Annotated in this window: 11 protein-coding genes; all 11 read left to right on the top strand. The window is 54.9% G+C overall.

The window, feature by feature from the left end; genetic code table 11:
- Positions 1 to 19 precede the first annotated feature (19 nt).
- The 11 genes from BN3277_RS17275 (at position 20) to ruvX (ending at position 13,248) form a co-directional block, all read left to right on the top strand.
- On the top strand, positions 20 to 1,171 hold the full coding sequence (locus tag BN3277_RS17275) for a cysteine desulfurase family protein (protein ID WP_059044677.1): 1,152 nt from the start codon (positions 20 to 22) through the stop codon (positions 1,169 to 1,171).
- A gap of 96 nt (positions 1,172 to 1,267) precedes the next feature.
- Positions 1,268 to 1,771 (top strand): PRC-barrel domain-containing protein, encoded by a 504-nt coding sequence (locus BN3277_RS17270; protein WP_059044676.1) that lies wholly within the window; start codon positions 1,268 to 1,270, stop codon positions 1,769 to 1,771.
- Between the two features lie 31 nt (positions 1,772 to 1,802).
- The gene (locus BN3277_RS17265) at positions 1,803 to 2,012 is read left to right on the top strand and encodes a hypothetical protein (RefSeq protein ID WP_026263546.1); all 210 of its coding nucleotides are present in this window, start codon (positions 1,803 to 1,805) and stop codon (positions 2,010 to 2,012) included.
- A gap of 245 nt (positions 2,013 to 2,257) precedes the next feature.
- On the top strand, positions 2,258 to 3,694 hold the full coding sequence (locus tag BN3277_RS17260; protein WP_059044675.1) for a PTS mannitol transporter subunit IIBC: 1,437 nt from the start codon (positions 2,258 to 2,260) through the stop codon (positions 3,692 to 3,694).
- An 81-nt stretch (positions 3,695 to 3,775) separates the two neighbouring features.
- A complete protein-coding gene (locus BN3277_RS17255) occupies positions 3,776 to 5,854 on the top strand; it encodes a BglG family transcription antiterminator (protein ID WP_059044674.1) in 2,079 nt (692 codons plus the stop codon).
- 43 nt (positions 5,855 to 5,897) lie between these two features.
- Positions 5,898 to 6,335 (top strand): PTS mannitol transporter subunit IIA, encoded by a 438-nt coding sequence (locus tag BN3277_RS17250; RefSeq protein WP_059044673.1) that lies wholly within the window; start codon positions 5,898 to 5,900, stop codon positions 6,333 to 6,335.
- Positions 6,332 to 7,486: a mannitol-1-phosphate 5-dehydrogenase gene (locus tag BN3277_RS17245; RefSeq protein WP_059044672.1), complete on the top strand. Its 1,155-nt coding sequence runs from the start codon at positions 6,332 to 6,334 to the stop codon at positions 7,484 to 7,486. Before BN3277_RS17250 ends, BN3277_RS17245 begins: the two co-directional genes overlap by 4 nt.
- Positions 7,487 to 8,296: 810 nt before the next feature.
- Positions 8,297 to 9,364 (top strand): AI-2E family transporter, encoded by a 1,068-nt coding sequence (locus BN3277_RS17240; RefSeq protein ID WP_059044671.1) that lies wholly within the window; start codon positions 8,297 to 8,299, stop codon positions 9,362 to 9,364.
- A gap of 390 nt (positions 9,365 to 9,754) precedes the next feature.
- A complete protein-coding gene (alaS, locus tag BN3277_RS17235; protein WP_059044670.1) occupies positions 9,755 to 12,379 on the top strand; it encodes an alanine--tRNA ligase in 2,625 nt (874 codons plus the stop codon).
- A 135-nt stretch (positions 12,380 to 12,514) separates the two neighbouring features.
- Entirely contained in the window at positions 12,515 to 12,775 is a 261-nt protein-coding gene (locus BN3277_RS17230; RefSeq protein ID WP_059044921.1) for an IreB family regulatory phosphoprotein, read from the top strand.
- A gap of 56 nt (positions 12,776 to 12,831) precedes the next feature.
- Positions 12,832 to 13,248: a Holliday junction resolvase RuvX gene (ruvX, locus tag BN3277_RS17225; protein WP_059044669.1), complete on the top strand. Its 417-nt coding sequence runs from the start codon at positions 12,832 to 12,834 to the stop codon at positions 13,246 to 13,248.
- Positions 13,249 to 13,256 lie beyond the last annotated feature (8 nt).

The following is a 13,256-nucleotide window of genomic DNA, read 5'->3' as shown; positions in this document are numbered from 1 at the left end:
TTGGGGCAAGGTGAGAGCCATGAAGCATATCTATTTAGACCACGCCGCTTCCACACCCCTCCATCCGGAGGTTGCGGAAGCGATGCTGAAGGTGATGCAGGAGCAAGTGGGCAACGCATCCAGCGTTCATTATTTCGGCCGAGAGGCCAAACGCCTGGTGAACGGGGCGCGCGATACGGTTGCATCGCGAATCGGCTGCCGCCCGGATGAGCTGGTGTTTACCGGCGGGGGGACGGAGAGCGATAACCTGGCGTTGTTTGGCACGGCATTCGCTCGGAAGGCCGACGGGCGCCATATCATCACGACCGCGATCGAGCACCATGCGGTGCTGCACTCCTGCGAGCGCTTGAATAAGGAAGGGTTCGAAGTGACCTATTTGCCGGTAGATCGGTATGGTCAGGTGCATCCGGATCAAGTGCGGGAGGCCCTTCGGCCCGATACGATTCTGATAAGCGTGATGTATGGCAATAATGAAGTTGGTACGATTCAGCCGATTGCCGAGATCGGCGCCATCGCCAGGGAGCGGGGGATCGTCTTTCATGTGGATGCCGTGCAGGCGTTGGGTTCGCTGCCGATTTCCTGCCGCGAGCTTCCCGTTGACTTGATGAGTTTCTCTTCCCACAAAATCAACGGTCCCCAGGGCGTGGGGGCTTTATATGTACGGAAGGATTTGGTGCTGGAGCCGATTCAACACGGCGGATTGCAAGAGCGTAAACGCCGGGCCGGCACGGAAAACATGGCCGGAATCGCCGGCTTTGCCAAAGCCGTGGAATTGGCCGCAGCGGAGCGAGAGGTGCGCGTCGTTCACGATGAGATGCTGATCCGGGAGCTGCTGTCCGCGCTGGAACAGCGGATCACCCGAGAGGCCTTCCACCTGAACGGCCATCCGACCGAGCGGCTGCCGCATATCATCAACCTCAGCTTCCCGGAGGTGGATTCGGAGACAATGCTGATGAATTTGGATATGGAAGGCATCGCCGCCTCCAGCGGATCGGCATGCACTTCAGGGTCCTTGGAGCCGTCACACGTGCTGGAAGCGATGCATCTTCCGGCAAGTTTTTTGCGTTCAGCGATTCGATTTAGTGTCGGAATGGGTAATACTAGGGAAGAAATTTTTGAAACCGCCGAAAAAATTGGAACCATCCTGGAACGTCTTCGTAGAAGAAAATAATGAGCACCTTTTTGGGCTCAAATTGGCTTTTGCGGAGGGGAGGTTAGGGTTTTCGGAACAGCATGAATTGCCCAAGCAGGGAGTGTCTTTTTCAACATGAGAATACAGGAAATGATCGGCCTGACCGTCTATGATGTGGAGCATGGCAAGCAGGTCGGGAAAGTTGTTGACATCCTCCTGAACCACGACTGGTCGATCGTTGGCATCCAGCTGGAGAATCGATTGTTTTGGAATTCCGGCGTGAAGGCCGTGCGATGGGACGATATCGTGGCTTACGGTGAAGATGCCGTGATGATTCGCAATCAACAGGCTGTCCGCAAGTGGGAAGCCGAGAACATACAGAACACCTTTTTAACGGGAAATGGAAAATTAAAAGAACTGCCTGTCCTGACCGAAGACGGAATTCGTCTGGGCCACGTGACGGATGTTTATTTTGAGCACGAATTGGGAAACACAATTACTGGAATTGAAATTAGCGACGGGTTTTTCACCGATCTGATGGAAGGGCGCAAGCTGCTGCCCTTTATGCCGGAAATGACCCGAGGGGAAAACGTGATCATGGTGCCCCTGGGCAGCGAACAGCTGCTTGAAAAGCCGTGAATTTTGTGGATGGATAGGTGATGGTTCTATGATGAAATGTCCAAATTGCAATTCCAAGGATATTGGGAAAATCGGCTCCCACCAGTTTTACTGCTGGGGTTGCTTTATCGAATTGACGGTAAACGGCGACAAAATGTCCGTATATCAAGTGGAGGAAGACGGTACGCTCAGCTCGCTGGACGATCTGTTCTTCGGCGAGGAAATGGTGCAGGATTTCCCGCAAATGCACGCCTCCTCGTAACAATATATTCCGTTCATCCTGTGAAAATGCAGAAGCTGTCCCCTTAGTTTCAATGTGAGGGGACGGCTTTTTTTTGCTTAAAGAGAATCACTCTTCAAATGTTGTCAACAATAATCATGACGAAACCGTGTTTTGATTTGATTGAGAAAGAAAGCGCTTTGATTTAGGATGAGGTTAGAAACACGGTAATCCAACAAGTCAAGTTTGTTGATGGTCCGTACATTTTTTTAAGGGGGTTTCTCTTTATGGCTATAGCACAAACGAAACAACCGTCTGCAGGTACCGGCGGAGCCCGGGTGAAAGTCCAGCAGTTCGGTCGTGCACTCAGCGGGATGGTGATGCCGAATATCGGCGCATTTATCGCCTGGGGTTTAATTACCGCACTTTTCATTCCAACTGGCTGGATTCCTAACGAATACCTTGCCGCCTTGGTTGATCCGATGATCAAATACCTGCTGCCGCTTCTGATCGGCTACACCGGCGGGCACATGGTCCATGGAAGACGTGGTGCCGTAACCGCTGCGATCGTAACGATGGGGGTTATCGTCGGCAGTGACATTCCGATGTTCCTCGGCGCGATGATCGTAGGTCCGTTGTCCGCTTGGCTCATCAAGCAGTTTGACAAAACGATTGACGGAAAAATCAAATCCGGCTTCGAAATGCTGGTGAACAACTTCTCGATCGGGATTTTTGGCGGCTTGATGGCTCTAGGAGCCTACAGTGGCATCGGTCCGGTCGTTACCGCGATTAGTAAAGGGTTGTCTTCCGGCGTTGACTTCCTGGTGAGTGCCAAATTGCTCCCACTGGTCAACATCCTGATTGAACCAGGTAAGGTGTTGTTCCTGAACAATGCCATCAACCATGGCGTCATTACGCCAATCGCTTCGGAAGAAGCGCTTCGGGTCGGGAAATCGATGCTGTACATGCTTGAATCCAACCCGGGTCCAGGTCTTGGTATCCTGCTCGCTTACTGGATCTTTGGCCGCGGCATGGTGAAGCAATCCGCTCCAGGCGCCGTTGTCATCCACTTCTTGGGCGGGATTCACGAGATTTACTTCCCTTACATCTTGATGAGACCGATCCTGATTCTGGCCGCGATGGCCGGTGGGATTGCAGGTACGTTCACGTTCCAATTGACCGGTGCGGGACTGGTAGGTTCTCCTTCTCCGGGCAGTATCTTCGCTTACTTCCTGATGACGCCGAAGGGCGGCTATGTGCCGATGTTAAGCGGTGTGATCGTGGCGACGATCGTTTCGTTCCTTGTCGCGTCGTTGCTGCTCAAAACGGGTAAACAAAACGATGAGGACATGAACTTGGATGAAGCTTCGGCAAAAATGAAAGAGATGAAATCCGCCGGCTTGAAAACCGAAGCGGCAGCACCTGCTGCAGGCGGCGTGCAAAAACAAACGGTTAACAAAATCGTATTCGCTTGCGACGCCGGTATGGGGTCCAGTGCGATGGGCGCCTCGGTCCTGAGAAAGAAAATGCAGGACGCGGGTGTGAAGGTGACGGTCGTCAATTCGGCAGTCAGCGAAATCCCAAGCGATGCGGACATCGTAATTACGCAAAAAACGCTGACGGATCGCGCCATCGCGAACAAACCGGACGCCGAGCATATCTCCATTGATAATTTCCTGAAGAGTCCCAAATACGATGAACTGGTCGAACGGCTGAAAGGCTAAAATCGCGCCGGTTACGATGCGGGGGCAGAACACTGGCGATTTTTCGCCGGTGTTTTGCGTCTATATTAGGGAGAGACTGATATGAGGAAAATGACCGCACGACAAAAGCAGATCCTCATCCTCCTGCTCGGGCGCAAAAACGGAATGACCGCTGCGGAAATCGCCGCAGAGATCAACGTCAGCGTCAGAACGGTGCACCGGGAATTGGACGAGATTGAAAAAATATTAGCTTATTTCGGCTTGGCCCTGCATCGCAAATCCGGCACCGGGATCTCGGTATGGAGCAATACCGGAGGCAGCGAAGAAGGCGAAAAGCTGCAGGAAGCCAGGCGCTTGCTGCTGGTGGATAAGCCAAGCGATTACTCCGGGGAGGATCGGCAGCTCTTGCTGATATGCCGTCTGCTGGAGGAGCAGGAGCCTTGCAAGCTGTTTACGCTGGCGCATGGCTTGAAGGTGACGGTGGCAACCATCAGCAGCGATTTGGATGAGGTCGAGCCTTGGGCCCGCCGCTTCGGATTGGAGCTGGTCCGCCGACGGGGCTACGGTGTGGAGCTGATCGGGGAGGAGCAGGGGAAACGCGCAGCGTTATGCCAATTAGCGGCTGATCATCTCGATTATTCCGATCTGATCGGGGGCTCGCCGGAAAGCCAGGTTTCCTCGGCTACCGCCAAACTGCTGGAGGTCGTCGGCACGCATAACCTGATGACGGTGGAGAATACGCTGTGGGCCATGAATTGGGATTGGACGGAGCATTTGTCCGAAAATGCGTACACCCAACTGCTGATCCATCTCTCCGTTTCGGTTAATCGGATCCACGCCGGGAGATTGGTGGGAAACATCGCAGGCCCAGGCAAGTCGGGTTCCGGCGGAGGTGGGGAACAGGATGAAGCGGAAACGTCCCGCTTTGTCCTGCGCTTAGCCGAGCAGTTGAAGTTAACGTTCCCGCCGGAGGAGATTGCTTATATGAACGGCTTGTTCAACCGAGCCAAAGAAGCCTCTCCTGAGCTTGTCCAAGCGGATATGGAGCTGGTCGAGACGGTGTTCCGGCTGACGGAGAACGTCGTAAAGCGAACCGGCATTCCGTTTCAGGAAGACCGCCTGCTGCGCAGCGGCCTGCTGGAGCATATGGGCCCGGCGTTTAAACGGATTCGCGAAGGCTCTCGGATTCGCAATCCGCTGCTGGGTGCCATCCGCAAGGATTATGAGGAATTGTTTGGCATCGTGCGGGAGGCGATGAACGATAGTGCGTCCGGCCTGGACGTGCCGGACGAGGAGATCGGCTTTCTCGTGATGCATTTCGGCGCTTCGATCGAGCGGCTGAACCAGCTCGGTCGCAATGTGCGCGCGATCCTGGTCTGCTCAAGCGGCCTTAGCTCCTCCAAGCTGCTGGCCACACGGCTGGCCAAGGAGATGCCGCAAATCGAAGTGCTGGGCAACGTCTCTTGGTATGAGGCCAAGCGGCTTCCCGAGTCCGATTACGATTTGATCATCTCGACGATCGATCTGCCTCTTCCGGAGGATCGTTACGTCCGATTAAGTCCGTTGCTTACGGAAGAGGACAGCGAGCGGCTGCTGGAATACGTACAGCACACGACGCTGAAATCGCGTAAGCTGACAACGGAGCCGGAATCCACCAAGACCCGGGCTTTTGACAAGGTGCGTTCGTTGTCGATGGTACTAAACGAAGTCGTTAGCTTACTGGAGCAATTTGACGTAAGTACCCTGAGTAATCGGGGAGCTTCTCTGCGGGAGACGGTCACGGTAGCACTGGAGGAAATCAACCGCTCTTTCGTTCCGCCTTCTGTTTCCGACGTGCAGGCCGTCACCGACCGTTTGCTGGAGCGGGAGAAGATGGCTAGTCAGGTGATTCCCGGCACTTCGTTGGCGTTGTTCCATACGCGAACCCGGTTTGTCAATTACCGTTCGTTGGCTCTTTTTCGGTTGGAGGAGCCTGTGCTGCTGGACGGCGGTACGGAGGTCGGCGCGCTGTTGTTTATGCTTGCGCCACGTGAGCTGACGCGCGAAAGCTTGGAGGTCCTTAGCGAAATCAGCGCCCTGCTGCTGAAGCCGGAGCTGGTGGAACTGCTGGAAACGGGAGAAAGTCAGGAGATCCGGAATTTTTTGGCGACCGAGCTGTTGGTTTATTTTGAGAACCTGTGAACAAAGGAAGATAGGAAAATCAGTGGAAAGGGAGAGAACAATCATGAAATTACTGTCTAAAGAGAAAATTATCCTAAATGGAAAAGCCAACGACAAATACGAGGCCATCCGCATGGCCGGGAAACTGCTGGTTGACGGCGGCCACGTGACCGAGGAGTATGTCGACAAAATGGTCGAGCGTGAAGAGATCGTCTCCACCTATATGGGCGGCGGCTTAGCGATCCCGCATGGAACGAAGGAAGCCAAAAGCCTGATTTCCTCGACCGGGCTATCGGTGGTTCGGTTCCCGGAAGGCGTCGACTTCGGCGGCGATGAACCAGCCTTTATCGTTATTGGGATTGCTGCTGCCGGCGGAGATCATATGGAGGTGTTGACCAACGTCGCCATGGTGTTCACCGAGGAATCCAACCTGGAGCGGATCATGAACGCTCAAACGGAAGAAGAGATTGCGGAAATTCTGGAAGGGGGCATGGGAGCATGAAGGCGGTCCATTTCGGCGCGGGCAATATCGGGAGAGGGTTTATCGGCTTGCTGTTGTCGAACTCCGGTTACGAGGTTTGTTTTGTGGATGTCAACGAGAAGCTCGTGTCCGAACTGGCGCGGCGTAAGGAATATCCTGTCACGCTGGCCAGCGATCAGCGCGAAACCGTTATCGTACGCGGTGTGACCGCCATCAACAGCATGAACGATCCCGTTGGTGCCGCCCGGGCAATTGCTGAATCGGATATGGTAACGACGGCGGTTGGCGTGTCGGTACTCAAGCATATCGCGGGGACGATCGCCCAAGGGCTGATGCTGCGGAGAACGAACGGAACGGGTGTCCCCCTTCATGTGATTGCTTGCGAGAACGCCATCGGCGGCAGCTCCCAGCTCAAGGAGCATGTGTATGCTCAACTGGATGAACCAACTCGGCAGTGGGCGGACGCAAATGTCGCGTTTCCCGACGCGGCGGTGGACCGGATCGTTCCGCTGCAGCAGCATGAGGATCCGCTGCAGGTTGTCGTGGAGCCTTTCTACGAGTGGGCCGTCGACCAATCGCAAATGTTTGATGGCTTCCACCGGGTGGAAGGGGTTCACTACGTCGATCAATTGGAGCCTTATATTGAACGTAAGTTGTTTACCGTAAATACCGGCCATTGCTCGGCCGCTTACATGGGATATCTACAGGGCCATGCCACGATTCAGGAAGCGATGAATGATGACAAAGTCGTTGGGCATGTGCGCGCCGTCCTCTCGGAGACCGGGGCGGTGCTGGTGGCGAAGCATGGATTTTCGCCAGCCGAGCATCAGGCATATATCGATACCATTCTGGAGCGCTTCGCTAATCCGGCGCTGACGGATGAGGTTTCGCGAGTCGGCCGTTCACCGATCCGCAAGCTATCCGCCGGCGACCGGCTGGTCTCCCCAGCGACGCAGGCGTATGAACGGGAGTTTGGATACGGCTACCTGGCGCTGACGATGGCGATGGCGCTCCGGTTCGAGTCTCCGGACGATCCGGAGGCCGCGGAACTGCAAGCGTCGCTGCGCGAAGTCGGCGCTTCGCAGACCCTGGCTAAATACACCGGCCTCGACGCAGAGCACCCAATTCATCAAGCGGTTCTGGCGCATTATGAGGAGTTGAAGAGTCGCTAAGCGGCGACACCCTTATGCGGAGTCGACGCAAGCAAATAACGACCTCGGGCCGCTCTTGTCCGCCGCTTGTCACGGATGAAATGGAAGGAGGACAAGCGGCTCCCAAATGCGGACGTTACATCGCCGCTAGCGGGTGGATGAGATAGCAGCCCGGACGCATCTATAGTACAAGATGCGTCCGGGCTGTTTGGGTTGAATCGGTTTGCCATACGCGTGGCTAACGGACCCAGGAGGCGTTATTGGCCGCGAGAACCGCACCTTTGAAACCTAACGGACGGAGATGACCTTATTCCAGCGAAATTGTCCCGGTTGGCTGCATTTGCGACTAAATAACGACCGCTGAGTCCGTTACATCAGGAAATAGCCGGGAAATGACCCAATAACGTCTCCTAGGTCCGTTAGGGGGGAAGCGAGCAGCGTGAGGCGCACTCTCTAACCTGCCAGCCTAGCCAATCAGGCCTCGCTGGATGGCTGGGCAGTCGGCTACCCCGCCCGGCGGCGAAGACCCGGGGGCAGGCGGAGCAAACAAAGAAGAGCGCGAAAAGCCAGAGGGAGAAATGATTCTGAAGAAACGAAAGTGGTCGCCTTTGCGAGCGAATTTCTACATCGTAGGAATTTTGTTCAATCAGAGAAATCCGCGAGCAACAGCGATCATAAGAACATTTCACCCGTCGGCCTTCCGAGCACTCTTCTACTCTTTTCTCCTACATCCCGGCCCTTCGCAGCCGCCCCTCTCATAAATTTCCCTCCCCAGGCAAATACTGATCTATACGATCATTTGCCGCAAAGGAGAGAGGAGGCGTGAAGCCGATGGAACCGATCACCAAAAGCAAGCTGTTCCGATATGGCGTTTGGCTGCTGCTGGGGCTGATCATCCTGTTTTTCGTGTGGCAGTTGCGCCCGATGTTTGCCCTCGTCTATGGATTTCTCAGAGCGGTCTTTGCTCCGTTCGTGATCGCCATTATCATCTCTTATATCTTGAATCCGATCGTCCGGATGCTCGGTGGGCGCAAGGTGCCGCGGACGATGGCCGTGCTGCTGATCTACGCGGTATTTCTGACCGGCCTATCCGTTGTGCTTATGAACGTGATCCCGATGTTCGTCGAACAGCTGGAGGAGCTGGGCGAGCATTTGCCGGAGCTGACTATCCACACGCAGCAGATGATGAATCGTTGGGACAACGGGATTTTGCCGGGGAGCATCCGCATGGGGATGAACAACTGGTTCTATCAATTCGAAAATCGCCTGGCCAGCGCCATTTCCGGCTTCCTGGACAATATCGGAACGACGATCGGCGTGGTGTTTAATGCGTTTATTATTCCGTTCCTGGTCTTCTACATGCTGAAGGATATCGAGCTGATCGAACGGTTCATGCTGCAGTATCTGCCGCGCTCGCGGCGCAAATCGATTATCACGCTGCTGAAAGAAATCGATATGGCCTTGGGCAATTACGTCCGGGGGCAATTGCTGGTGTGCGTCATCATCGGCGTGTTGGCCTACATCGGCTATATGCTTATCGGCATGCCGTTTGCGCTGCTGTTGGCCGGGGTGGTAGCCCTGTGCAACATCATTCCCTACCTTGGCCCGTTTCTTGGGGCGGCTCCGGCTATGGTCATGGCCACTACGATCTCTTGGAAAATGGTCCTGCTTGTCCTGGTCGTTAACATGCTGTGCCAAACGATCGAGAGTAACGTCATCTCCCCGCAGGTAGTGGGACGAAGCCTGCATATGCATCCGATGCTGATTATTCTGGCGCTGCTAATCGGCGGGGAATTGGCGGGTGTGCCGGGGTTGATTTTGGCCGTGCCGTTTTTTGCCGTGGTGAAGGTGGTCATCCAGCATTTCTACGCCTATTACGTTCGGCGCAAAGCGATGTGAATCAGCCGCATTGACACGGCGTTAAGCGCCTTATATACTTAAAATGTTATGTGTAAATTCTAAAAAAACGTTGATGAAATCAAGTACGTTCGGTAAGCGGATTTGCCAGAGACAGGTTCCGGTGCAAGCGGTGTCCCGCAGGAGAGGCCAAAAGCAGCGGCTGAGAGAACCTGAAATCTCGTGCGGACGGAAAGCTAATTTCGGAGTGTGAGCTATAAATTCACCGGCAGGTCCCCGTTACCGGACCAACGAGGCGATCGCTGCAGACGCTGGCGGACGAAAGTCCAGCCGCATCGGGAGCGATAACCAGGGTGGTACCGCGATTCAATCGTCCCTGATTTTCAGGGGCGTTTTTGTTATTTTTAGAGGATAATTTAGGAGGTCAATTCGATGAAAGCAAGTGAAATTCGTTCCAAATGGCTGGAGTTCTTTGCTGGCAAAGGCCACAAAATCGAACCGAGCGCCTCGCTCGTACCGCATAACGATCCGTCTCTGCTGTGGATCAACGCAGGTATGGCTCCGCTCAAACCTTACTTCGACGGGCGGGTCAAGCCGGAAAATCCGCGCCTGACGAACTCGCAGAAATGCATTCGCACCAATGATATCGAAAACGTCGGCAAGACGCGCCGGCACCATACGTTTTTTGAAATGCTGGGCAACTTCTCGATCGGGGACTATTTTAAAGAAGAAGCGATCACCTGGGCTTGGGAATTCCTGACGGACAAGAAGTGGATCGGCTTTGATCCGGAGCGCCTGTCGGTTACGGTGTATCCGGAGGACGAAGAGGCTTTTAAACTGTGGAATGAAAAAGTAGGCCTTCCGGCAGAGCGCATCATCAAGCTGGAGGACAATTTCTGGGACATCGGCGAAGGGCCGTGCGGACCTTGTACGGAAATTTTCTATGACCGCGGTGAAACTTACGGCGATCTGTCCGATCCGGAATGTTATCCGGGCGGTGAGAACGAACGATTCCTGGAAGTCTGGAACCTCGTATTCTCGCAATTTAACCATAATAAGGACGGCAGCTACACGCCGCTTCCGAACAAGAACATCGATACCGGGGCCGGTCTGGAGCGGTTTGCTTCCATTTTGCAGGATGTGAACTCCAACTTCGATACGGATTTGTTCCAGCCGATTATTCAAAAAACAGCTCAGATGGCTGGGGTTACCTATGGAGCAGCCGAAGACAGCGATGTTGCGCTGAAGGTCATTGCGGACCATATCCGCACGGTGACATTTGCCGTGGCCGACGGCGTGCTGCCGTCCAACGAAGGCCGGGGGTACGTCATTCGCCGCCTGCTGCGCCGCGCGGTGCGTTACGGCAAGCTGATTGGCTTGGACAAACCGTTTATGTTCGGCTTGGTGGAGACCGTTGGGGACATCATGGGAGCTTACTATACGGACGTCGTGACCAAACGCGAATTCATTGAGAAGGTCATCCGTGCGGAAGAGGAGCGTTTCCATGAAACGCTGAGCGACGGTTTGGCGATTCTGGCGGACATCAGCGGTGAAGCCAAAGCGGCCGGCCGTACGCTGATCAGCGGGGCAGATGCGTTTAAGCTGTATGACACATACGGATTCCCGCTTGATTTGACCGAGGATTTTGCAGCGGAGCAAGGGCTTGGCGTTGACCGTGAAGGCTTTGAAGCCGCCATGGAGGAGCAGCGCGAACGTGCTCGGGCTGCCCGTCACGAAAGCGGAAGCATGAAGGTGCAAGGCGGAGTTCTGGCTGATTTTACGACTAAAACGGAATTCGTTGGATATAATGAGCTTGAAGTTACTACCAGCATCGTGGCCATCGTGGCTGACGACGCTTTTGTGGATACGCTTGGCGCCGGTCAATCGGGCCAAATTATTCTGGCCTCGACGCCGTTTTACGCGGAAAGCGGCGGTCAGGTCAGCGACCAGGGAACGCTCCGCAGCGGCTCCGGCAGCGCGGTCGTGGAAGGTTTGTTTAAAGCCCCGCACGGGCAGCATGTCCATCAAGTGACGGTGGAAAGCGGCGAACTGCGGGTAGGTTCGGAAATCACGGCTTCCGTGGACCGGGAACAACGCAGTCATACAGTGAAGAACCATACCGCAACCCATCTGCTGCATAAGGCGTTGAAGGAGACGCTTGGCGACCATGTTAACCAAGCCGGCTCCCTGGTTGAACCGCAGCGCTTGCGCTTTGACTTCTCCCACCTTGGCAGCATTTCGCCGGAAGAGCTGGTGGAAATCGAACGCCGCGTGAATGAGCAGATTTGGAATGCACTGCCGGTAACGACCTCGCTGAAACCGATCGATGAAGCGAAGGCGATGGGGGCGATGGCGCTGTTCGGCGAGAAATACGGGGATATCGTCCGCGTCGTCCAAATCGCCGATTACAGCTTGGAGCTGTGCGGCGGATGCCACGTCAACAACTCCGCCGAGATCGGCCTGTTCAAAATCGTCAGCGAAAGCGGCATCGGCTCCGGCGTACGCCGGATCGAAGCGGTGACCGGACGCGGCGCTTACCTGTTCATGGATGGTCAGCTGGACCTGCTGAAGCAAGCGGCAGGCTTGTTGAAATCCAACGTGAACGACGTGCCGAAACGGGTCGAAGGGTTGTTCCAGCAATTAAAAGAGCTGGGTCGCGAGAACGAATCGCTGCAGAGCAAGCTCAGCGTGATCGAAGCCGGCGAGTTGACGAGCCAGGTGGTTCGCGTCGGGCAGACCCAACTGCTGGCCGCACACGTGCAAGCCGGAAGTATGGATGCGCTCCGCACGCTGGCTGACGAGCTGAAGGTCAAGCTGCCGGAAGCCGTTTTGGTGCTGGGGGCGCCAAGCGAGGACAAGGTGAATTTTGTCGTTGTCGTGCCGAAAGAGGAAGTGGCTCGCGGTCTGCATGCCGGTAAACTCGTCAAGGAAGTCGCTGCGGTCTGCGGCGGCGGAGGCGGCGGCCGTCCGGATATGGCGCAAGCCGGAGGCAAGGATGCAAGCAAACTGGAGGAAGCTTTGAAGAAAGCGTCGGAATGGATTGCTTCTCAAGCCTAAGAAAAAGCGGTGATTTTGACGAGGGAATCCACCGAAAATTTCCTTATGGAACCCATGATATGGTATAGTATGATTAGGCTAAGAGGAAAATAGCTGCGATCATCAAGGCGTATGTCGAAGAAGCGAGGTGTCATCATGGACTCCATGGATAAAACCGTCAAATTTAACGTCAAAGGCGATGAACTAGAAGCGTCGGCGCAGGATATTCTTCTTACGGTTTACCAGGCATTGCAGGAGAAAGAGTACAATCCGGTTAACCAAATCGTCGGTTATTTGTTGTCGGGAGATCCGGCCTATATACCGCGTCATAACAATGCGAGAAGTTTAGTCCGCAAGAAGGAGCGCGACGAACTGATCGAAGAGCTGGTGCGTTTCTACATGGCAGGCCACCGGTAAAGACGGGGAACCTTCTTGGTTCTGAAGGCTGCGGAACGCGTTTAAAGGAGCAACACATGAAAATTATGGGTCTGGATTACGGGGATCGGCGGATCGGAGTGGCCGTAAGCGACAGTCTGGGCTGGACGGCCCAGGGTCTTGAAACCATCGAGCGACGCAGGGAAGGCAGCGAGTTTGAACGCATCGCCGAACTGGTGAAGTTGCACGAGGTGGAGGAGATCGTCGTCGGTCTGCCGAAGAATATGAACGGCACGATTGGTCCCCGTGGAGAAATATGCATGGCGTTTGCCGAGGAATTGCGGAGCAGGCTGGATCTGCCCGTGCACCTCTGGGATGAACGGCTGACGACCGTCTCGGCGCAGCGTACGCTGCTGGAAGCGGATGTAAGTCGGAAGAAACGCAAGGGTGTCGTCGACAAGATGGCCGCCAGCTTGATTTTGCAAAATTATTTGGACTCTAAGAGTATAAAGTGAGGGTGATC

The sequence above is a fragment of the Paenibacillus rubinfantis genome (genome assembly GCF_001486505.1).
GTDB classification, from domain to species: domain Bacteria; phylum Bacillota; class Bacilli; order Paenibacillales; family Paenibacillaceae; genus Fontibacillus; species Fontibacillus rubinfantis.
The sequence above is the reverse complement of the archived record's forward strand: the minus strand, read 5'-3'. Positions and strand labels throughout refer to the sequence as shown.

Bases quoted from the DNA above. Each gene is read 5' to 3' on its own strand.
- alaS (WP_059044670.1), top strand. From the start codon at position 9,755: ATGAAAGCAAGTGAAATTCGTTCCAAATGGCTGGAGTTCTTTGCTGGC.
- BN3277_RS17245 (WP_059044672.1), top strand. From the start codon at position 6,332: ATGAAGGCGGTCCATTTCGGCGCGGGCAATATCGGGAGAGGGTTTATC.
- BN3277_RS17270 (WP_059044676.1), top strand. From the start codon at position 1,268: ATGAGAATACAGGAAATGATCGGCCTGACCGTCTATGATGTGGAGCAT.
- BN3277_RS17265 (WP_026263546.1), top strand. From the start codon at position 1,803: ATGAAATGTCCAAATTGCAATTCCAAGGATATTGGGAAAATCGGCTCC.
- ruvX (WP_059044669.1), top strand. From the start codon at position 12,832: ATGAAAATTATGGGTCTGGATTACGGGGATCGGCGGATCGGAGTGGCC.
- BN3277_RS17260 (WP_059044675.1), top strand. From the start codon at position 2,258: ATGGCTATAGCACAAACGAAACAACCGTCTGCAGGTACCGGCGGAGCC.
- BN3277_RS17230 (WP_059044921.1), top strand. From the start codon at position 12,515: ATGGACTCCATGGATAAAACCGTCAAATTTAACGTCAAAGGCGATGAA.
- BN3277_RS17240 (WP_059044671.1), top strand. From the start codon at position 8,297: ATGGAACCGATCACCAAAAGCAAGCTGTTCCGATATGGCGTTTGGCTG.
- BN3277_RS17275 (WP_059044677.1), top strand. From the start codon at position 20: ATGAAGCATATCTATTTAGACCACGCCGCTTCCACACCCCTCCATCCG.
- BN3277_RS17255 (WP_059044674.1), top strand. From the start codon at position 3,776: ATGAGGAAAATGACCGCACGACAAAAGCAGATCCTCATCCTCCTGCTC.
- BN3277_RS17250 (WP_059044673.1), top strand. From the start codon at position 5,898: ATGAAATTACTGTCTAAAGAGAAAATTATCCTAAATGGAAAAGCCAAC.